Raw genomic sequence first — 19,282 nt, 5'->3', positions numbered from 1 at the left:
GCCAAAAAACATTGATCGAATAGCAGGATTTACGATTATTTTTCCTGCCGGATGAAAGGATTCTTGCCCGACTTGAACTCGATACGCAGTGGAGTGCCGACCAGGGAGAAAGTTTCCCGGAAGTGCTTTTCCAGATAGCGTTTGTAATTGTCGTCGATGGCTTCCAGGGCATTGCCGTGGATCACCACCACCGGCGGGTTCTGGCCACCCTGGTGCGCATAGCGCAGCTTGGGGCGGATCGAACCCTTGCGGCGCGGCTGCTGGTGTTCCAGCGCTTCTTCCAGCGCACGCGTCAGACGCGGCGTGCTCAGCTTGGCCATGGCGGCGGCATAGGCCGAATCGATGGATTTCATCAGCGGGCCGATACCGGTGGACTTCAACGCCGAGATGAAGTGGAACTTGGCGAAGGAAAGGAAATTCAGTTTGCGCTCCAGATCCATCTTGATCTGGTTGCGCTGGTCGCTTTCCATGCCATCCCATTTGTTCACACCGACCACCAGCGCCCTGCCCGACTCCAGCACGAAGCCGGCGATGTGGGCATCCTGTTCGGAAATATCCTGCTGGGCATCCAGCAGCAGCAGCACGACGTTGGCGTCTGAAATCGATTTCAGCGTCTTGACCACGGAAAACTTCTCGATGGCCTCGAACACCTTGCCACGGCGGCGGATGCCGGCGGTATCGATGAGGGTGTAGTGACGGCCTTCGCGCTCGAACGGAATTTCAATCGAGTCGCGCGTGGTGCCCGGCATGTCGAAGGCGATCACGCGCTCTTCGCCCAGCAGGGTATTGACCAGGGTCGACTTGCCCACGTTGGGACGGCCGACGATGGCGATCTTGGTGCCGCGCACGGCCGGCTCTTCTGCTTCGGGCTCCTGAGCACGTTCTGCCTCGACCTGATCCAGCGCTTCCTGCACCAGATCGGCCACGCCGTCGCCGTGGGCGGCGGAGATCACATAGGGATCGCCCATGCCCAGTTCGTAGAAGTCGGCGGTGACCGAGGTGTACTTCATGCCTTCGGACTTGTTGACCACCAGCAGCACGGAACGGCCGCACTTGCGCAGGAAGTCGGTGATGGTCTTGTCGTGCGGCGTCAATCCCTGGCGGCCGTCGACGATGAACACCACGATGTCGGCCTCGACCACTGCCTGCTTGGTCTGCTTGGCCATCTCATACATGATCCCGTCCTTGGCGACGGGTTCGAAGCCACCGGTATCGATCACCAGGAACGGACGTTCGCCGACCCGGCCTTCGCCGTAGTGACGATCGCGCGTCAGGCCGGGCAGGTCCGCCACCAGCGCATCGCGGCTGCGGGTGAGCCTGTTGAACAACGTCGATTTGCCGACGTTGGGACGGCCTACAAGTGCAATTACCGGTTTCATTTCTTTTCTTGGGGGTCGTTCGTCACTGCCGGTTATTCGGCGACGACGGAGACCACGGTTCCTGATTTGGTTTGGAAAACGACAGACGAGCCGGTCGAGACCGGAGGCGCCTGGATAGCACTGCCGTCGGTAGCCAGACGGGCCACGAAGGCACCATCTTCCCGCGACAGGAAGTGAATATAACCCTGGAAGTCACCCACCGCCACAGCCTTGCCGACGCCGATGGGGCTGGAGAGCACGCGGTTCTTCAGGCGGTCGTTGCGCCAGATGACGGCACCGGTATCGCGCGCGAATTCGGTGACGGCACCGTTGACATCGGCCGCGTAGACGTAGGCGTCATCCAGATTGACGCCCACATCGCTGGAAAACTCCTTGATCCAGCGCACATTGCCGTTGAGCAAGTCGAAGCAGCCGATACGGCCCTGATAGGATACCGCGCAGATGTCCCGCGAACCCAGTGCCGGCACGCCCGACACATCGGAGATACGCTCCAGTTCGGTGGTGCCGCGCGGATCGCCCACCGGCACTTCCCAGCGCGGACCGCCGTTGTTCAGTGCCAGGGCCGACAGACGGCCGCCCGGCAATGCGACGAAAGCGGTCTGCGAACCGATCACGATACCCGGCGCATTGCGCAAGGTCAGCGAGGGTACGTTGCGCTGGACCATCCAGCGCTGGCTGCCATTGTCCGCATCATACGCGGTCACGCGGTTGTCGATGCTACGAATGACCACCAGGCCTTCGCCCACGGCCGGAGCCGACAGCACTTCGCTGGGCGCCTGGGCGCTCCAGGTCGGCTTGCCGGAAGCGGCATCGAAGGCCTGGATGCGGCCCTTCTCGCCGACCACCACCACGGTGCTGCCATCGCTGCCCACGCCGGCCGTCAGTTCGCCCTCGGCGCGGCTGCGCCACAGGGTCTGGCCGTTCTGGGCATTGATGCGCACCACGGTGCCATCGTTGGCAGCAGCAAACACGCTGCCGGCGGCAAAGGCCGGGCTGAACTGGTAATTGCCGGACTTGCCGACCGCAACCGTCCAGGCAGCCTGGGCACGCATTTTCTGGGTGAATTCGACCAGCGGTGCCGGCGGATTCGGATCCTTCTTGCTGGAGAACAGCGAGCAGCCGGACAAGGCCACCACGGCGGCCATGGCGGCCACGTTCAGCGCCAGCTTGCCGGCGCGGCGGGATCGAGCAAAGGATGTTGCCTGGGCAGCAGTGGCTGTCACACTACGCATATTCTGTTTCCTCTAAGCGATGGATGGGTTCGCGTGGGATTGCGGTTCAATTCCCTGGCTGCGCGGGCAGCCCGCCGGGCAGGTGATCCGCCGCAGCGGATCATGGCCCCGTCAGTTCAGTAGCGGTTCAGGCCTTGGGGGCTTCGCCGCCGATGGCGTCAAGCTTGATCTGGATCAGCTGGCGGCCAGGGTCCTTGGCGTCGCTCTTTTCCAGTGCCAGCTTGTAGGCGCTGCGGGCTTCGTCGCGCTTGCCCTGGGCCGCCAGCACATCGCCCTTGCGGTCGGCGATGGCGCCGGCAAACTGGGCAGGATAATCGCCCGACAAGACCTTCAGCGCCTCGTCATATGCCTTGGCATCGAGCAGCACGCCAGCCAGGCGCACTGCCGCGATGGCCTTGTATTCCTTGCCGCGGCCATGGTCGAGGACCCACTGCAGCTGCTTCCTGGCCGAGTCCAGATCATTGGCATCGAAGGCCGACTTGGCCGCTACCAGCGCGCTCATCTCGGCGTAGGCGGTGCCGCTGAACTTGTCCTGGATGTCCGCAGCAGCGCGTTGCACCTTGGCATTGTCCTTGGCAGCCAGCGACTTCTGCTGTTCTTCGTAGAGCACCGAGGCTTGCGCCGACTGGCGGCCCTGGTAGGTGTTCCAGCCGGTCCAGGCGGCATAGCCGGCCAGCGCGATGATCAGCGCCCAGGTCACCAGGTTGCCGTATTTCGCCCACCAGGCCTTGATGGAATCCAGCTGTTCTTGTTCTTCGAGATCGTATGCCATGTAACTCTGCGTTTAGATAAGTTGACGGTCGAGGTGGACGGGTCTTCAGGGGTGATAGTGCACGTGGTCGTGATCATGGTCATGATCGCCCACGATCTGTTCCACGATGTAGTCGACCACGCCGTCAAAGGCCAGGTTGCTCTGGTTGGCACGTCCTTCCTCGGCATTGCCTTCGCGCATGTGCTTGACGGTGGCGGTACCGGCCTTGAGCTCGTCTTCGCCGATGATCACGGCAAAGGCAGCGCCACTGGCATCGGCGCGCTTCATCTGCGCCTTGAACGAACCACCACCATTGGACGATGCGCAATGTAGCACAACATCGAGCCCGGCAGTCCGCAAACGTTCAGCCAGGACAAAAGATTGCAACTGTGCATCTTCGCCTTGATGGACCAGATAGACGTCGCACTGATTGGGTGCGTACTGCTCGCCGCTGGCCTTCATCAGCTCCAGCAGGCGTTCCACGCCCATGGCGAAGCCGCAGGCCGGGGTCGGCTTGCCGCCGAACATCTCGATCAACGGATCGTAGCGGCCACCGCCGCAGACCGTGCCCTGCGAGCCCAGTTGATCGGTGACCCACTCGAAGACGGTACGGTTGTAGTAGTCCATGCCGCGCACCAGGCGCGGGTTGATGGTGAAGGGAATATTGTTGTGGCGCAGGATCTTCTGTACGCCCTCGAAGTGCGCGCGCGATTCTTCACCCAGGTAATCCAGCAGCTTGGGGGCCGCGTTCACCATCTCCTGCATGGCAGGATTCTTGGTATCGAGGATGCGCAGCGGATTGGCGTGCAGGCGGCGCTGGGCGTCGGTGTCCAGCAAGTCCTTGTGCTGCTCGAAATAGGCGATCAGGTCGGCACGGTGCTTGTTGCGCTCCTCGGCGTTGCCGATGGAGTTCAGTTCCAGACGGATATCGGACAGGCCCAGGTCGTCCCACAGGCGCTGGCACATCATGATCAGTTCGGCATCGATGTCCGGGCCGCTGAAGCCCACGGCTTCGGCACCCACCTGGTGGAACTGGCGATAACGGCCACGCTGCGGACGCTCGTGGCGGAACATCGGCCCGACATACCACAGGCGCTTGGGGCCGTCGTAGGTCAGGTTGTGTTCGAGGGCGGCACGCACCACGCCGGCGGTGTTTTCCGGACGCAGGGTCAGGTTGTCGCCGTTCATGGAATCGGTGAAGGAATACATCTCCTTCTCGACGATATCGGTCACCTCGCCCAGCCCCCGCGCAAACAGCGCGGTCGGCTCGACGATGGGGGTGCGGATCTGCTGGAAACCGTAGCTCTTGAGCACCGATTGCACGGTGTTCTCGAACAGTTCCCACAGCGGTGCGTCAGCCGGCAGGATGTCATTCATGCCTTTGACGCCAACGATTTTTTCGACTTTCTTTTGTTCTGACATACCGAAATCCGGAATTTTGCTTTTTACTTCATTTTTGGAAGCTGGAATATGTCGCATCTTTCGTGCGACGGGCCAGCGCAAGTGTACTGCATGGCCTGGAACACCCTAGGGTGGCCGGCCACGCGGTGATCAGGCATGGCTACCCTGACCGTAATGCGATTCGACGTATTCCAGCACCACGCTCTGGAATTCCTCGGCGATGCGTTCGCCGCGCAGGGTCATCTTCTTTTCGCCATCGATGAACACCGGTGCCGCCGGCGATTCGCCGGTGCCGGGCAGGCTGATGCCGATGTTGGCGTGCTTGGATTCACCGGGACCATTGACGATGCAGCCCATCACGGCCACGTTCATGGCTTCCACCCCGGGATACTTGCCCTTCCACACCGGCATCTGCTCGCGCAGGAAGGTCTGGATCTTGTCTGCCAGATCCTGGAACACGGTCGAGGTGGTGCGGCCGCAACCCGGGCAGGCGATCACCATCGGGGTGAACTTGCGCAGGCCCATGGTTTGCAGGATTTCCTGGCCGACCACCACTTCCTTGGTGCGGTCGCCGCCCGGCTCGGGCGTCAGCGAAATGCGGATGGTGTCGCCGATGCCCTCCTGCAGCAGCACCGACAGCGCAGCCGTGGAGGCGACGATCCCCTTGCTGCCCATGCCCGCCTCGGTCAGGCCAAGATGCAGCGGATAGTCGCAACGGCGCGCCAGTTCACGGTAGACCGCGATCAGGTCCTGCACGCCGGAGACCTTGCAGGAGAGGATGATCTTGTCGCCTGCCATGCCGAGTTCTTCGGCGCGCTGGGCGTTCTCGATGGCCGAGGTGACCAAGGCTTCATACATCACCGCCTGGGCCGGCCAGGGTTCGGCGCGCCCGGCGTTTTCGTCCATGATGCGCGCCAGCAGGGCCTGGTCCAGGCTGCCCCAGTTGACCCCGATGCGCACCGGCTTGTCGTACTTGCAGGCGACTTCGATCATCTGCGCGAATTGCGTATCGCGCTTGGCCCCCTTGCCGACGTTGCCGGGGTTGATGCGGTACTTGGAAAGCGCCTGGGCGCATTCCGGATAGTCCGTCAGCAGGGTGTGGCCGTTGTAGTGAAAATCTCCCACCAGCGGCACATCCACGCCCATGCGGTCGAGCTGCTCACGGATCGCCGGCACCGCTGCCGCCGCCTCGGGCGTATTGACGGTCAGGCGAACGATTTCGGAGCCGGCGCGGGCCAGCTCCTTGATCTGGATCGCCGTGCCGATGGCGTCGGCGGTGTCGGTATTGGTCATGGATTGCACCATGACCGGTGCGCCACCGCCAACAATGATCTCGCGCGCCCCATGGCTGATGACCACGCGGCGGCTGTTGCGGCGGGCCAGCGGCCCGGAGGCGATCGGGGAGGAAGACATGATAGGCAGTCGGTTCAGTTCAGGTTCAGGCGTGCAACATTGCTGCCGCCCGGGGATTTCAGGTCCAGCGGCTGGCCGCGCAAGGTGGCATCGACGCCGGCAGCGTTGCCGATGATCAGGGTGGTGGCGTCTGACACATCGAAGGTCTCGGTGGTGCCCGCCTTGAGCAGGCGCGAGATGATCGTGCTCTTGTCCGCGCGGCGGATTTCCACCCACGAATCCTCGCGGAAGGTCAGGCGCAGCAAATCCTTGCTGTTGACGATGTTCAAGCCGCTGGGCACGCTGGTCGACGACATCTGCGACGGCGCTGCAGAGGAGGATGCCGCAGAGGCGGACGTCGACGCCGGCTGGCTGGCAGCAGGGGTGGCAGCCTGGACCGGTTCCGGCTTGGACGCAGCGGGTGCCGACACAGCAGGCTCAGGGGCGTCTGCTGCCGGGGCAGCCGGCTTGGTGGCTTCCTCGGTCGCTGCGGGCGTGATGGTCTCGACGCGCGCATTGACGGGCGTATCGCTGGAAGCCACATCGGTGTTCGGCGCAGGGTCCGCTGCGGCGTCCGGCGCTGCGGCCGATTCCACATGGTGCGACTTCAGGAAGGCCAGCTGCGGCACGTTGGCGCCCAGTTCGGTCCAGCGCACGGCGGCAGCGCCAGCCAGCAGTACCACTACTGCCACGCCTGCCAGGATGGGCAGCGCCGAGCTGTTGCCGCGCGTACTCATCATCATGGCCGGCAGCGGACCTTCCGAGAAGGGCGTGGACAGCGAGTGCTGCGGCACGATGTGATCGCGCTGCTGCACTGCCGATTCCTGCGGCATGGCGGCCGCGAGCGCATGGGCATCCAGCCCCAGTACCTTGGCATAGCTGCGCACGAAGCCGCGCGCCACCGCCAGGCCAGGCAGGGCGGCGTAGTTGTCAGCTTCGATGGCCTGGATCTGGCGCGGGGCCAGCTTGACCAGGCTGGCCACCTGCTCGACGGACCAGCCCTTCTTCTGCCGCGCCGCAGCCAGCAAAGCACCGGGCAAGACCTGGGCCGGGGACGGTTGACCGGGGTCTTGCGGTTGCTGCGACGACATTTCGTTCATTTGTTGATCACTCATCAAATGCTCCACATGGAAAAGCTTTTTTTAGCCGGCGCTGGCCGGATTCTTTGGGAGCGTCCCTGCGCGGCAACTGCCGCGTCCCTTCGGGGAAATTCGATAACTTCAGCCTACCCTGACAGACATCGGCAAGGCAGGCGATAACTTCAGTGAAAACACAAAAAGGACGTACGACGCTTGCGCCCCAGCGCAACATCGACGCCCCCGCTACATATTCTGTTAAACACGGTGCAGCCTCCCTCGCCTTGGCGGCAAAGGCTGGCACCGCAGGACCAGCAAGAAAGTGGCACCGCCCTGCCGTCACCCGGAGATCTCCACGATGCGGCCGAAGTCGCGGCCGAACTTGGCCTGGTATTCGGCCATCTTCTGCATGCGCTCCTGCACCCGGGTACGATCCTTCACTTCGCCGGCCAGCTGGCCGCAAGCGGCATCGATATCGTCGCCGCGGGTCTTGCGGATGGTGGTCACGATGCCGGCATCCATCAGTATCTGCGCAAAGGCCTTGATACGCGGATTGTGCGAACGCTTCAAGCCCGACTCAGGGAAGGGATTGAAGGGGATCAGGTTGAACTTGCAGGGAATGGCGGTCTCGCCTTCCTTCACCAGCGCGACCAGTTCGCGCGCATGGGTGTCGGTATCGTTGACGCCATCGAGCATGCAGTACTCGAAGGTGATGAAGTCGCGCGGCGCAAACTCCAGGTAGCGCTTGCAAGCCAGCATCAGCTCGCGCAGCGGATGCTTGCGGTTGAGCGGAATAAGCGAATCGCGCAGCGCATCGTTGGACGCGTGCAGCGAGACGGCCAGCGCCACCGGGCATTCCTGGGACAGCTTGTCAATCATCGGCACCACGCCGCTGGTCGACAGCGTTACGCGGCGGCGCGACAGGCCATAGGCATTGTCGTCCAGCATCAGGCGCAAGGCCGTCACGGTCGGCTCGAAGTTGAGCAGCGGCTCGCCCATGCCCATCATCACCACGTTGGTGATCTGGCGCTCGCCCTTGGGACCACCCTCGATGCCCTTGGTCTTGCGCAATTCGAATTCCGCCATCCACAGCTGGCCGATGATCTCGGCCACGGTCAGATTGCGGTTGAAGCCCTGCTTGCCCGTCGAGCAGAAGCGGCAATTCACGGCACAGCCCGCCTGCGTCGAAACGCACAGCGTGCCGCGGTTTTCTTCAGGAATGAACACGGTTTCCACCGCATTGCCCTGACCCACGTCGACCAGCCACTTGCGTGTGCCGTCGGTGGAGGTATGGTCGCTGATGATGGCCGGCGCACGGACTTCGGCGCGGGTCTTCAGCTTGTCGCGCAGCGATTTGGCCAGATCGGTCATCTGATCGAAATCAGACACGCCGAACTGGTGTATCCAACGCTGCAACTGCTTTGCACGAAACGGCTTCTCACCCAACTCGCCGCAGTAGGCGACGAGTTGCGCGGGATCCATATCCAGCAGATTGGTGAGAGCTGTAGTCATGATGCTTGCGGTCGGGACCAGGACAGAAAGACGCTGCAGGAATTGCGGCGCCGGTTTCCGCCCCAGCCCGGTAGACCGGTGAAAAACAGGAACAGATTAACGCGAATAAACGTTCAGTGCCGGGAAGAAATAAGCGATTTCGCCCTTGGCGGTTTCTTCGGCGTCCGAACCGTGCACGGCATTGGCGTCGATGGAGTCGGCGAAATCGGCGCGGATGGTGCCCTTTTCAGCCTTCTTCGGATCGGTAGCGCCCATCAGGTCGCGGTTCTTCAGGATGGCGCCTTCGCCTTCCAGCACCTGGATCATCACCGGACCGGAGACCATGAAGTCCACCAGATCCTTGAAGAAGGGACGCTCGCGGTGCACGGCATAGAAGCCTTCTGCTTCAGCGCGCGACAGTTGTGCCATGCGGGCAGCGACGATCTTCAGGCCAGCGTTTTCGAAACGGCTGTAGATCTGGCCGATCACGTTCTTGGCGACGGCATCGGGCTTGATAATCGACAGGGTGCGTTCAATTGCCATGAGAAAAACTCCAATAAAAATAATGGCTTAAAGCCAAGAATTGATAATCCAATGAACCTTGTATTTTATCATGAAACCATTACATATCATGTCAATTCACCTCCTTTGACGCGGCATGCGGACGATGGCGGGCGCCCCGGGTCCGCACTGGGCAGGGCACAGGGGTTCATATAATGCGTCCGTATCTCGAACCAGAGCGAGGGAAGATTTGTCTTAAGAGTGAGCCATCATGCTATTCTCTGGCTCGCATTCAACGCTTCGGAGGACATATGAATCAACTGGACACGACCTTCGGCCACTCGACCACGAGCCTGGCCACCCGTAACCGCGTGCTGCGCAACACCTACTGGCTGCTGGCGCTGTCGATGATCCCGACCGTGCTGGGCGCCTGGCTGGGCGTGCAGATGCATTTCAGCCTCTTCGCTGCCAGCCCGATGATCGGCTTCGTGCTGTTCCTGGCGATCGCCTTCGGCTTCTTCTTCGCCATCGAGAAGACCAAGAATTCCGGCTGGGGCGTGGCCTTCCTGCTGGGATTCACCTTCTTCATGGGCCTGATGCTGTCGCGCCTGATCGAGTACACGCTGGGCTTCTCCAACGGTGCCGGCCTGATCATGACAGCCTTCGGCGGCACGGCCATCATCTTCTGCGGCATGGCCACCATCGCTACCGTGTCCAAGCGCGACTTCTCCGGCATGGGCAAGTGGCTCTTCGCAGGCGTGCTGGTGATCCTGGTGGCCTCGCTGGCCAACATCTTCCTGCACCTGCCGGCACTGCAACTGACCATTTCGGTGGTCGCCATCGCCATCTTCTCGGCCTACATCCTGTTTGACGTGCAACAGGTGGTCAACGGCGGTGAAACCAACTACATCTCGGCCACGCTGGCGATTTACCTGGACGTCTACAACGTCTTCGTCAATCTGCTGTCCATCCTGGGCATCCTGGGTGGCAACCGCGACTGAGACAGGCTGCATTATCTCAAGAGCAACAAAAAAAGCCGGCAACGCCGGCTTTTTTTCGTCCTCGCCCGCTCTTATTCGGGCAAGTCGAATACGGCAATGGATTCAACGTGGGCCGTATGCGGGAACATGTTCACCACACCAGCATACTTGAGGGCATATCCACCCAGATGCACCAGCATGCCGGCGTCGCGCGCCAGCGTGGCCGGGTTGCAGGAGACATAGACGATGCGCTTGGGCTTGAGGTGCTGCTGTTCCGGCGGCAACTCCACCAGCGCCTTGCAGACCTCCATGGCGCCTTCGCGCGGCGGGTCGATCAACATGCGGTCGAACTTGCCCAGCGCCACGAAATCCTCCGGCTTGGCTTCGAAGAGGTTGCGGCAATAGAAACTGGTCTTGGCATCCACGCCGTTGACCTTGGCGTTGTCCAGCGCGCGTTCCGTCAGGGCGGTGCTGCCCTCGATCCCGACCACCTCGCGCGCCAGCGTGGCGATGGGCAGCGTGAAGTTGCCCAGGCCGCAGAACAGGTCGGCCACGCGATCTTGCGGCTGCACATCCAGCAAACGCAGTGCACGGGCCACCAGCACGCGGTTGATCTGGTGGTTGACCTGGGTGAAGTCGGTCGGCTTGAACGGCATGCGGATGCCGAATTCGGGCAAGGTGTATTGCAGACGTGACTCGGCCGGATAGTAAGGCGCGGCCGTGTCCGGCCCCTTGGTCTGCAGCCACCATTCAATCTTGTGCTCGTCGGCAAAGCGCTTGAGCAGGGACTCATCGGCCGGGCTCAGCGCCTCCATGATGCGCAACACCAGCACCGTGACCTTGTTGCCATCATCGCCCTCGCCCACGGCCAGTTCGATCTGCGGCATGCGGTCGCGGATCGACAGCGCCGCCACCAGCTCACGCAGTGGCACCAGCATGGCCGAGACATTGGGCGGCAGAATTTCACAAGTCTTCATATCGGCGATGAAGGATGAGCGCTTTTCGTGGAATCCCACCAGCACCCCGCCCTTCTTGGCCACGTGGCGCACCGAAATGCGGGCGCGATAGCGATAACCCCAGGTCGGCCCGTAGATGGGACGCAGCATCACCTCGGCCTTGGTCTTGCCCAGGTGCCAGAGGTTGTCTTCCAGTACGCGCTGTTTCATGGCGACCTGGGCCGAGGGCTCCAGATGCTGCATGGCGCAGCCGCCGCAGGTGCCGAAATAGTCACATTTCGGCTTCACGCGCAGCGAAGACTCGCGGTGCAGCGTGGTCATCACACCGGCTTCCCACTTGGGCTTCTTGCGATAGGACTCGAAACTGACGCGTTCGCCCGGCAACGCGCCTTCGACGAAGATGACCTTGCCTTGCGTGCCATCCTCGTTCTCGAGATGACCAACGCCGCGCCCGTCCATGTCGAGCGACTTGATTTCAATGATGATGTCTTGTTGCATGAGGGAAACCACAGGGTAGGACCGAAGCCCGCTGCCGAAAACAAAAGCGGTATTGTCCGCGATCCGGGACCGGGAGGGAAGCAGCAAGCGCGCCCGGGCGTGGCCGGCGTGCAGAAAACAGCGGCGGTGGAGGTGCTAGGGCCTGTTCACATTAAATCTGCGAGTGCGAGAGGTCGCCAAGCGTTGACTGCCTAGGCGCGGCGACGCGCCGTAGTGGTGCTACGGCAAGGAGCTGCAACAACGGCAGGCGACGCTTGGCGGCCTCTCCCGGAGGGTTGCCCCCAGAAGGCGCGCTGGCCGCGTTGCACGTCAGGGCTGGTGGCACCACCACCAGCCCTGACGCGCGCCTTGCCACCACGCCTTCTGGGGGCAACGCATCTCGCAGATCTAATGTGAACAGGCCCTAGAACAACGCGTCCCGGCTCACGCCACGGGAGGTCAGCAAGCGCTTGAGCTTGACCAGGGCTTCCTGCTGCACCTGACGCACACGCTCCCGCGTGATGCCCATCTCGCCGGCCAGTTGCTCCAGCGTCGAGGGATCATCGTTGTCCAGGCCGAAGCGCCGGGCTACCACGACGCGTTGTTTTTCAGACAGGCTCTTGAGCCATTCACGGATCAGCAAGGCCATTTCCTGGCCCTCGGCCCGCGTATCGGGATGCTCTTCCACGGCACTGGGCAAGAGGTCCATCAGGCTGGCCTGGGGGTCGTTGTCCAGCGGGGTATCCAGCGAGGCGGCGTGCTCGGACAGGGCCAGCACATCCTGCACCTCCTCGACCGGGCGGCCGACCAGGTGCGCGATGTCTTCCGCGCTGGCGTCTCTTCCGTCACGTTGCTGGGCCTCAAGGTGATACTTTGCGCGCAATATCTGGTTCAGTTCGCGCACCATGTGCACGGGAAGCCGCACGGTACGGGCCTGATTCATGATGGCCCGCTCGATGCTCTGGCGAATCCACCAGGTGGCGTAGGTGGAGAAGCGGAAACCGCGCTCGGGCTCGAACTTGTCGATGGCGCGCATCAGACCCAGGTTGCCTTCCTCGATCAGGTCCAGCAGGGCCACACCCCGGTTGATGTAGTGTTTGGCGATCGACACCACTAGCCGCAGGTTGTGCTCGATCATCTTCTGCCGTGCGACGAATTCACCAGCCTTGGCCTGGGTCGCAAAGTGCAATTCCTCAGCGGCCGTCAGCAGCGGCTTGGCGCCGATCTTGTTGAGGTAATGCTGGGTGGTGTCGGTAGAGAGTTCGGCCGCCAGCACCTTCTTGAGCTCGTCCACGCCTTCGGCGGGCGCCGGCTCCTGGGGCTGGTCGGCGGCATCGCCGTCGATCACTTCCGGTTCGTCGATCTCATCAATGGGATCGTCCATGTCCTCTTCGCGAGGGTCCTGGTCTGGCAAGTGATCGCGGCGATTGCTTGTCATACGCTAGCGGGGCGGTAAGTATTTTGAAGGATCAACAGGTTTACCCTGCTGGCGGATCTCGAAGTGCAATTTAACGCTGTCGCTGTCGGACTTGCCCATTTCAGCGATCTTCTGTCCCTTGGTGACACTCTGGCCCTCCTTGACCAGGATGGTCTTGTTGTGGGCATATGCCGACAACAGGTTGTTGGTGTGCTTGATGATCACCAGGTTGCCATAGCCACGGATGCCGCTGCCGGCATACATGACCTTGCCCCCGGCGGCGGCCAGCACGGCCTGGCCATCCTTGCCGGCGATGTCCACACCCTTCTTGCCACCTTCAAAGGTGCCCACCACCTTGCCCTCAGCCGGCCACATCCACGACACGCCTTCATCGTCGCTGGCCACAGGCTGGCTGGCTGCGGCCGGCTTGTCAGCCGCATGCGGCGCTTCCGGCTTGGCCGTGGCAGCAGGCGCCGCAGCGGGTGCGGCATCAGGCTTTTCCAATTCAGCCAGGGCAGCTTCCGAGTAGGCACGCTTGTCGCCGCGCGGGCCGGTCTTGTTGCTGCCCGAGGCCATCGGCGTGGCTGCCGGTGCAGCGGCACCCGGCGCACCCAGCGGCTTGACGTCCAGACCCGCACCCGGCGCGGCCACCACCGCCGCCGTCTGCACCGGACCCGCCCGATCCGGCGGTGCCACACGCAGCACCTGATCGACCTTGATGTCGTTCGGATTGGTCAGGTTGTTCCAGGCGACGATATCGCGCCAGTTCTGCCCGACGTCGAGGGCGATGCGATACAGGGTATCGCCCTTCTTGACGGTGTAGTAGCCACGTCCCGAGGGAACCGGCGCGGCCGGCGCGGCAACAGCCTCAGCCGGCTTGGCGGTGCTGGTGGTGCGCTCGACGACGGGCGCCGGCTGCTGATTCGGTGTCGAGCCGCAGGCGGCCAGCAAACTGACGACACTGCCCAATACAGCCAAACGAATTTTCTTCATGCTCTTACGTTAGATTTTGTACGACGCTAGTTGACACGCAGCCAGCGCCAGAAGTTCATCAGGGAAATGCGGCCCCCTCGCCTGCCCATCCGCTCTTGTCATCGACCTGCGGCTTGGATGCTTGTGCTTGTTGCCGCCCGTCCCTGTTTCGATGATGCGTGGCGGACCTGATATCCGCCGATGCTGCTTGTTTCGTCCTGCACCTGCCGCGCCTTGCGGTCACACCGTTCCCGGCTTCAAGGGCACGAAATGGCATTGTTCCAAAGTGCTACGCCGCCAGTCGCGCTGGCCGACCCGTTCAATCAGTTCCAGCACTTGCTGACGCTCGCCCACGGGTGCCACCAGCCTGCCGCCGATGGCCAGCTGCTCCAGCAGCGCCTGCGGCACTTCCAGCCCGGCCGCCGCCAGGATGATGCCATCGAAGGGCGCCACCTGCGGCAGGCCAAGCATACCATCTCCGTAATGCAAGCGGATGTTTGCCACGCGCAAGGGACGCAGATTGGTCTTGGCCAGTTCATGCAAGGGCTTGATGCGTTCGATGGAATACACCTCGCCCGCCACCCGCGACAGCACGGCGGCCTGGTAGCCGCAGCCGGTGCCGATCTCCAGCACCCGGTCCAGGCGGCCGCCATGGCGGTTCTGGCGCATCAGTTCGATCATGCGCGCCACGATGTAGGGCTGGGAAATGGTCTGGTGATGGCCGATCGGCAGCGAGGCATCGATATAGGCCTGGCTGGCCAGTCCCGGCTCCACGAACATGTGGCGCGGCACCGCCTCCAGCGCGGCCAGCACCTTGGCATCGGCCACCCCCTGCTTGGCCACCCGCGCCACCATGGCCTTGCGTACCGCTTCGGAAGCCAGCGGCGAGGCGTGGTGCGAGGCATTGGTCTGGGTCACCGACATGACGTTCTTGACCGCAGTACGCGGCACCGGAGCTGCGCTCAGCAGCGGCTGGGCCGGTGCCAGCGGGGCGCGCGGAGCGGCCGGGGGCGGGCGCAGTGCCTGGGCCAGGCCCTGCTGCACCGGCTTCAGGGCTGCGCGCTGCGAGGACTGCGCCGCATTCTTGGCCGCCGTCTGGGTGGTGGCCTGGGGACGGCCGGACGCATCACGGCCGGCAGCGGCGGTCTTTTTCTTGTCGACCACCGAGGACAGGCTCAGCGGAAAGCGGCTGGGCTTGTCGCTCATGCAAGCGCTTTCTTGAGATTGTCCAGTTGCGCGGAATGGGTCAGGTCGATCTGCAGCGGCGTAATGGACACGTAGCCATTGGCCGTCGCATGGAAATCGGTGCCCTCCCCGCCGTCCTTGGCGGCCCCGGCCGGACCGATCCAGTACAGGTCGCGGCCATGCGGATCGGTCAGCTTGTGCACCGGCTCGGACACGTGGCGCTTGCCCAAGCGGGTGGCCACGCTGCCCTTGATCTGCGCATAGGGCAGATTGGGAATGTTGACGTTGAGCAGGTAAGGCTTGGGCAGGCTGTCGAAGCGGCGCTCCACGATCTCGCGCGCGATGCGGGCGGCCGCATCCAGTTCGGCCCAGCCCTTGTGCAATTGCGAAAACGCAATGGAGGGGATGCCGAACAGAAAGCCCTCGGTCGCCGCCGCCACAGTCCCGGAGTAGAGCGTATCGTCGCCCATGTTCTGGCCCTGGTTGATACCGGAGACGATCAGGTCCGGCCGCTCCTTGAGCAGGCCGGTCAGCGCCACGTGGACACAATCGGAGGGCGTGCCATTGAGGTAGTAGAAGCCGTTGGCGGCTTGTTCCACCCACAGCGGGCGATCCAGCGTCAGGGAATTGGAGCTGCCCGAGCGATTGCTGTCGGGCGCCACCACGGTGATGTCGGCGATGGGTGCAAGTGCCTCGGCCAGGGCATTGATGCCGGGCGCAAGGTAGCCGTCGTCGTTGCTGATGAGGATTTTCATGGGCTGAATTTTAACCGAAGCCGGGCCTTGGACAGCCCCTCCTCCAGACATTCTCCTGCCCTGTTGTGCCGCCTATTCCTGCAGCGTAAGTTCCTGGTAGACATAGGCGGACAGCACCAGCTTGTCGCGCACCGTCAGTTGCCCGAATTCCACGCCGTACTGATGAAAATCCGCCTCACCCAGCGGTTTCACCGCCCGCAGCACCACCGGCAGCTCCAGTGGCAATTGCTGGTCGGCCACCGAGGCCACGAAGCGCAGCTTGCCGGTCACGCCCTTGCTGGCCGTCACCTTGCCCGATAACGAAGTCGCCACCAGCGAGGCACCGGCCAGGCTCAGGTCGATCACGCTGGCCGCCAGCGGCTGGGCACCATCCACCGCCAGGTAGCCTTCGGCGCCCACGGGTACACGGGTGGCCTGGCGGATCACAGTGGAACGTACTTCCCTGGGCAGGGAAAGATGCAGGTAAACGAAGGGCGTCTGCTGGTACTTGAGCAACTGGGCGGCGAAGGCATAGGCCCGGCGGCCGGTCAGGGCGCGCACCACGAAAGCCTGACCCTCTCGAACGAAGAGCTGCTTGCCCTCCTTTTGCGGGGCCGTGACCAGGATGCTGCGGTTGGGCAGGCAGCCCACCAGCGAGACTGCATAGCGCTGGCCGGCATCATCAGCAAATTGCAGCCAGACGGTATCGCCGATGCGCCAGCGCATCTCGTCCAGCGCAATCACGCTTTCCTGGCCGCGCACGGCGGCGGCGCGCTTCGCAGGCTTCTTGCCGCCATGTTTCTTGCGCAGCACGTCGCGCGCCTGCGGCACGGGGACCGATTCGGTATCGGGTTCGGCAATCCAGCGGGCATTGCGGTAGAGGCCGTTCTCGATCAGGCCGGCCAGTTGATCCGGCGTATCGATCAGGGTGCCGCGTGCCAGCAGCAACTTGCCTCCCTCGTTGTAGATGGACCATGGCGCGGGCTGGCCCAGGCTCAACTCGGAGGCGCGCACCGGCACCAGGGACGTGTGATCGGCCATCTCAACCCTCCGCTGCAGCGTCCTCGCCCGCGGCCGCGGCGGCACGGCGGGCGTCCTGCTCGCGGAAGAAGGCTTGCACCACTTCCAGCTCGCGCGTGCGCTTGAAGGGAGGCAGGCTCTGCCAGATGCGGCGGCCGTAGTTCTTGGTGATGATGCGCGGATCGCAGATCATCAGCACGCCGCGATCACCCTCGTCACGGATCAGGCGGCCTGCGCCCTGTTTGAGGTTGATGATGGCTGCCGGCAACTGATGATGCACGAAACCGTTCAAGCCCTGCTTTTCCATCTCGCTGATGCGGGCGGCCAGCACCGGGTCGTCCGGTGGCGAGAACGGCAGCTTGTCGATGATGACCAGCGACAGCGCATCGCCGCGCACGTCCACACCCTCCCAGAAACTCTGGCTGCCGATCAGCACACCATTGCCGGCGGCGCGGAAGCGGTCCAGCAATTCGGTCCGTCCGGCTTCGCCCTGGACGAACAGCGGGAAGTCATGCCCGCGCGCCTTGAACTCGGTACGCAGGCGCTCGGCGGCACGGTTGACCGCGCGCAGCGTGGTGCACAGGAAGAAGCAGCGGCCGCCAGCGGCCTCGATGGTCGGCAGCGCAGCGTCGATCACCGCATCGGTGTACTCGAAGGAATTGGGCTGCGGCAGATTCTGCGGCACATACAGGATGCCCTGCTCGCCGTAATTGAAGGGACTGGGCCAAGACTGCGCCGGAGCATTCCACAAGCCCATCTGCGCGGCATAGTGATTGAAATCTTTCTTCACTGCCAGCGTTGCCGAAGTGAAGATCCAAGAGCGCGGAGTGCCTTCGCGCTGCTTGTTGAAGATGGGTGCGATCGACAGCGGCGTGCGGTGCAGTTGCAGCGAAGACTGGAACGCTTCCACCCACAGCACGTAGAACGGCTTCTGGGCGGGCGCTTCTTCCTGCGCCTCTGCCTCGCCTGCCCGCTGGGTCTCGGCGGGCTTGCTTGCCTTGGCGGCGGCTTCAGCCTGCATCTTGGCCAGCTCCTCGGGCGTGCCCCAGTTTTCCAGCTGACGCAGCAATTCATTGGCGCGGTCGCGGCACTGTTCGATGGTCTCGGCGCGCTCGGCCTGTTTTTCCAGCACGGCGATCATGTCGTCCATGCAGTCCTTCAAGGTATCCAGGGCCGGGAAGAAGGTGCTGGACGGCGCGATCTGGTTCAGCGCCAGACGCACCGATTCTTCCGGAAACGCCAGTCGCAGATCGCGCGCGGCACGTTCCACGGGCGCGACCAGGCCTGCCCAGTCGGCACCATCGCGGGCATGGGCAAGGCCTTCGGCCAACACGTCGCGGCACAGTTCGAGGATCTGCGAGGTGGTAATGGTTTCGCCAAAGAAAAGCGTGGCAGTATCCGGCAATTGATGGGCCTCGTCGAAGATGACGGTATTGGCCGAGGGCAGCAGTTCGGCGATGCCGGTGTCCTTCAAGGCAACGTCGGCAAAGAACAGGTGATGGTTGACCACTACCACGTCAGCCTGCTGCGCCTCCTTGCGCGCCTTCATGACGAAGCAATCCTGGTAGTACTGGCATTCTGCGCCGAAACAGGTATCGCGCGTGGAGGTAACCAGGTTCCATACCGAGGCCGTTTCCGGCACCTTGGTCAGCTCGGCCTTGTCGCCGGAGGAGGTGGATTTGACGAAGCGCGAGATCTCGCGCAGATAGCCCACGTCCTCGCGCGCGGTCAGGCGGCCGTTCTGCAGCGTGCGCTCCAGATGGAAGTGGCAGACGTAGTTGCTGCGCCCCTTGAGCAGCGCCACCGACACAGGCGCATGCAAGGCCTTGCGCACGGTCGGGATGTCACGATTGAACAGTTGGTCCTGCAATGTCTTGGTGCCGGTGGAGACGATGGTCTTGCCGCCCCACAGAAGGGCCGGGACCAGGTAGGCAAAGGTCTTGCCGGTGCCGGTACCGGCCTCGGCGATCAGCGTGCCCTGGCTGGCAATGGCCGCGGCAATGGCCTTGGCCATTTCGGTCTGGGCGTGACGCGGACGATAGCTGCCGACCGCCCCGCCCAGGGGACCACCGGCACCGAACAGGCGCTCGATCTCGGCATCATGGACACCAGGTTCTTCGGGCGCGGCGCCGTCCGCCTCGGCGGGAACGGTGCGGGCGCTGCTGTCGATGATGTCGGCGGGGGCTTCGGGAGCTGTCACTGCGGCAAACCTGTAGGAAAACACGTGCTCCACAGGGGCCGGCGACACCTGGGCTCTTTGCACGTCATTGGGAACAAGGCGCTATTTTACGCGGAGTCGGCAGTGCGCCCCTGACTTG

At 63.2% G+C, this 19,282-nt stretch carries 16 protein-coding genes; 1 reads left to right on the top strand and 15 read right to left on the bottom strand.

The features are described from left to right. Window positions 1-35 precede the first annotated feature (35 nt). The 8 genes from der to ndk all read right to left on the bottom strand — a co-directional run bounded on the left by der (window position 36) and on the right by ndk (window position 9,265). Window positions 36-1,379: a ribosome biogenesis GTPase Der gene (gene der, locus ACVC5H_RS10605; protein ID WP_489622259.1), complete on the bottom strand. Its 1,344-nt coding sequence runs from the start codon at window positions 1,377-1,379 to the stop codon at window positions 36-38. 32 nt (window positions 1,380-1,411) lie between these two features. Further along, entirely contained in the window at window positions 1,412-2,611 is a 1,200-nt protein-coding gene (gene bamB, locus ACVC5H_RS10600; RefSeq protein WP_489622258.1) for an outer membrane protein assembly factor BamB, read from the bottom strand. A gap of 127 nt (window positions 2,612-2,738) precedes the next feature. After that, the gene (locus ACVC5H_RS10595) at window positions 2,739-3,383 is read right to left on the bottom strand and encodes a YfgM family protein (protein WP_489622257.1); all 645 of its coding nucleotides are present in this window, start codon (window positions 3,381-3,383) and stop codon (window positions 2,739-2,741) included. Between the two features lie 45 nt (window positions 3,384-3,428). Further along, a complete protein-coding gene (gene hisS / locus ACVC5H_RS10590) occupies window positions 3,429-4,784 on the bottom strand; it encodes a histidine--tRNA ligase (protein WP_489622256.1) in 1,356 nt (451 codons plus the stop codon). 129 nt (window positions 4,785-4,913) lie between these two features. Beyond that, window positions 4,914-6,176 (bottom strand): flavodoxin-dependent (E)-4-hydroxy-3-methylbut-2-enyl-diphosphate synthase, encoded by a 1,263-nt coding sequence (ispG, locus tag ACVC5H_RS10585; RefSeq protein ID WP_489622255.1) that lies wholly within the window; start codon window positions 6,174-6,176, stop codon window positions 4,914-4,916. A 14-nt stretch (window positions 6,177-6,190) separates the two neighbouring features. Then, a complete protein-coding gene (locus ACVC5H_RS10580; RefSeq protein WP_489622254.1) occupies window positions 6,191-7,270 on the bottom strand; it encodes a RodZ domain-containing protein in 1,080 nt (359 codons plus the stop codon). Between the two features lie 300 nt (window positions 7,271-7,570). Next, entirely contained in the window at window positions 7,571-8,743 is a 1,173-nt protein-coding gene (gene rlmN, locus ACVC5H_RS10575; protein ID WP_175344317.1) for a dual-specificity RNA methyltransferase RlmN, read from the bottom strand. Between the two features lie 96 nt (window positions 8,744-8,839). Further along, entirely contained in the window at window positions 8,840-9,265 is a 426-nt protein-coding gene (ndk, locus tag ACVC5H_RS10570; RefSeq protein ID WP_338715540.1) for a nucleoside-diphosphate kinase, read from the bottom strand. 269 nt (window positions 9,266-9,534) lie between these two features. On the opposite strand from ndk, the gene ACVC5H_RS10565 reads away from it, so the two are divergent. After that, window positions 9,535-10,224, top strand: coding sequence for a Bax inhibitor-1/YccA family protein (locus ACVC5H_RS10565; protein ID WP_489622253.1), 690 nt, complete (start codon window positions 9,535-9,537; stop codon window positions 10,222-10,224). Between the two features lie 71 nt (window positions 10,225-10,295). Here the strand turns inward: ACVC5H_RS10565 and rlmD are convergent, their stop codons facing one another. The 7 genes from rlmD to yoaA all read right to left on the bottom strand — a co-directional run bounded on the left by rlmD (window position 10,296) and on the right by yoaA (window position 19,137). After that, window positions 10,296-11,657, bottom strand: coding sequence for a 23S rRNA (uracil(1939)-C(5))-methyltransferase RlmD (rlmD, locus tag ACVC5H_RS10560; RefSeq protein WP_489622252.1), 1,362 nt, complete (start codon window positions 11,655-11,657; stop codon window positions 10,296-10,298). Window positions 11,658-12,060: 403 nt separating this feature from the next. Next, window positions 12,061-13,074 carry an RNA polymerase sigma factor RpoS gene (gene rpoS, locus ACVC5H_RS10555; RefSeq protein ID WP_489622251.1) on the bottom strand — a complete coding sequence of 338 codons (1,014 nt, stop codon included), beginning with the start codon at window positions 13,072-13,074 and terminating at the stop codon, window positions 12,061-12,063. Between the two features lie 3 nt (window positions 13,075-13,077). Continuing rightward, window positions 13,078-14,046, bottom strand: a complete 969-nt coding sequence (locus tag ACVC5H_RS10550) for a peptidoglycan DD-metalloendopeptidase family protein (RefSeq protein WP_489622250.1) — start codon at window positions 14,044-14,046, stop codon at window positions 13,078-13,080. 219 nt (window positions 14,047-14,265) lie between these two features. Next, window positions 14,266-15,231, bottom strand: coding sequence for a protein-L-isoaspartate(D-aspartate) O-methyltransferase (locus tag ACVC5H_RS10545; protein ID WP_489622249.1), 966 nt, complete (start codon window positions 15,229-15,231; stop codon window positions 14,266-14,268). Beyond that, complete coding sequence (gene surE, locus ACVC5H_RS10540) at window positions 15,228-15,965, bottom strand: 5'/3'-nucleotidase SurE (RefSeq protein WP_489622248.1); 738 nt, start codon at window positions 15,963-15,965, stop codon at window positions 15,228-15,230. The genes ACVC5H_RS10545 and surE overlap by 4 nt, the downstream gene beginning before the upstream one ends. Before the next feature lie 72 nt (window positions 15,966-16,037). Beyond that, window positions 16,038-16,985: a flagellar brake protein gene (locus ACVC5H_RS10535; RefSeq protein WP_489622247.1), complete on the bottom strand. Its 948-nt coding sequence runs from the start codon at window positions 16,983-16,985 to the stop codon at window positions 16,038-16,040. A 1-nt stretch (window position 16,986) separates the two neighbouring features. Beyond that, window positions 16,987-19,137, bottom strand: a complete 2,151-nt coding sequence (yoaA, locus tag ACVC5H_RS10530) for a DNA repair helicase YoaA (RefSeq protein ID WP_489622681.1) — start codon at window positions 19,135-19,137, stop codon at window positions 16,987-16,989. Between the last annotated feature and the right edge of the window lie 145 nt (window positions 19,138-19,282).

The organism is Herbaspirillum sp. Her3 (assembly GCF_057961275.1).
The sequence above is the reverse complement of the archived record's forward strand: the minus strand, read 5'-3'. Positions and strand labels throughout refer to the sequence as shown.

Coding starts and splice junctions, on each gene's coding strand:
- bamB (WP_489622258.1), bottom strand. CDS start 2,611: ATGCGTAGTGTGACAGCCACTGCTGCCCAGGCAACATCCTTTGCTCGA.
- ispG (WP_489622255.1), bottom strand. CDS start 6,176: ATGTCTTCCTCCCCGATCGCCTCCGGGCCGCTGGCCCGCCGCAACAGC.
- rlmN (WP_175344317.1), bottom strand. CDS start 8,743: ATGACTACAGCTCTCACCAATCTGCTGGATATGGATCCCGCGCAACTC.
- der (WP_489622259.1), bottom strand. CDS start 1,379: ATGAAACCGGTAATTGCACTTGTAGGCCGTCCCAACGTCGGCAAATCG.
- surE (WP_489622248.1), bottom strand. CDS start 15,965: ATGAAAATCCTCATCAGCAACGACGACGGCTACCTTGCGCCCGGCATC.
- ACVC5H_RS10545 (WP_489622249.1), bottom strand. CDS start 15,231: ATGAGCGACAAGCCCAGCCGCTTTCCGCTGAGCCTGTCCTCGGTGGTC.
- ACVC5H_RS10550 (WP_489622250.1), bottom strand. CDS start 14,046: ATGAAGAAAATTCGTTTGGCTGTATTGGGCAGTGTCGTCAGTTTGCTG.
- hisS (WP_489622256.1), bottom strand. CDS start 4,784: ATGTCAGAACAAAAGAAAGTCGAAAAAATCGTTGGCGTCAAAGGCATG.
- ndk (WP_338715540.1), bottom strand. CDS start 9,265: ATGGCAATTGAACGCACCCTGTCGATTATCAAGCCCGATGCCGTCGCC.
- ACVC5H_RS10595 (WP_489622257.1), bottom strand. CDS start 3,383: ATGGCATACGATCTCGAAGAACAAGAACAGCTGGATTCCATCAAGGCC.
- rlmD (WP_489622252.1), bottom strand. CDS start 11,657: ATGCAACAAGACATCATCATTGAAATCAAGTCGCTCGACATGGACGGG.
- ACVC5H_RS10535 (WP_489622247.1), bottom strand. CDS start 16,985: ATGGCCGATCACACGTCCCTGGTGCCGGTGCGCGCCTCCGAGTTGAGC.
- rpoS (WP_489622251.1), bottom strand. CDS start 13,074: ATGACAAGCAATCGCCGCGATCACTTGCCAGACCAGGACCCTCGCGAA.
- ACVC5H_RS10565 (WP_489622253.1), top strand. CDS start 9,535: ATGAATCAACTGGACACGACCTTCGGCCACTCGACCACGAGCCTGGCC.
- ACVC5H_RS10580 (WP_489622254.1), bottom strand. CDS start 7,270: ATGAGTGATCAACAAATGAACGAAATGTCGTCGCAGCAACCGCAAGAC.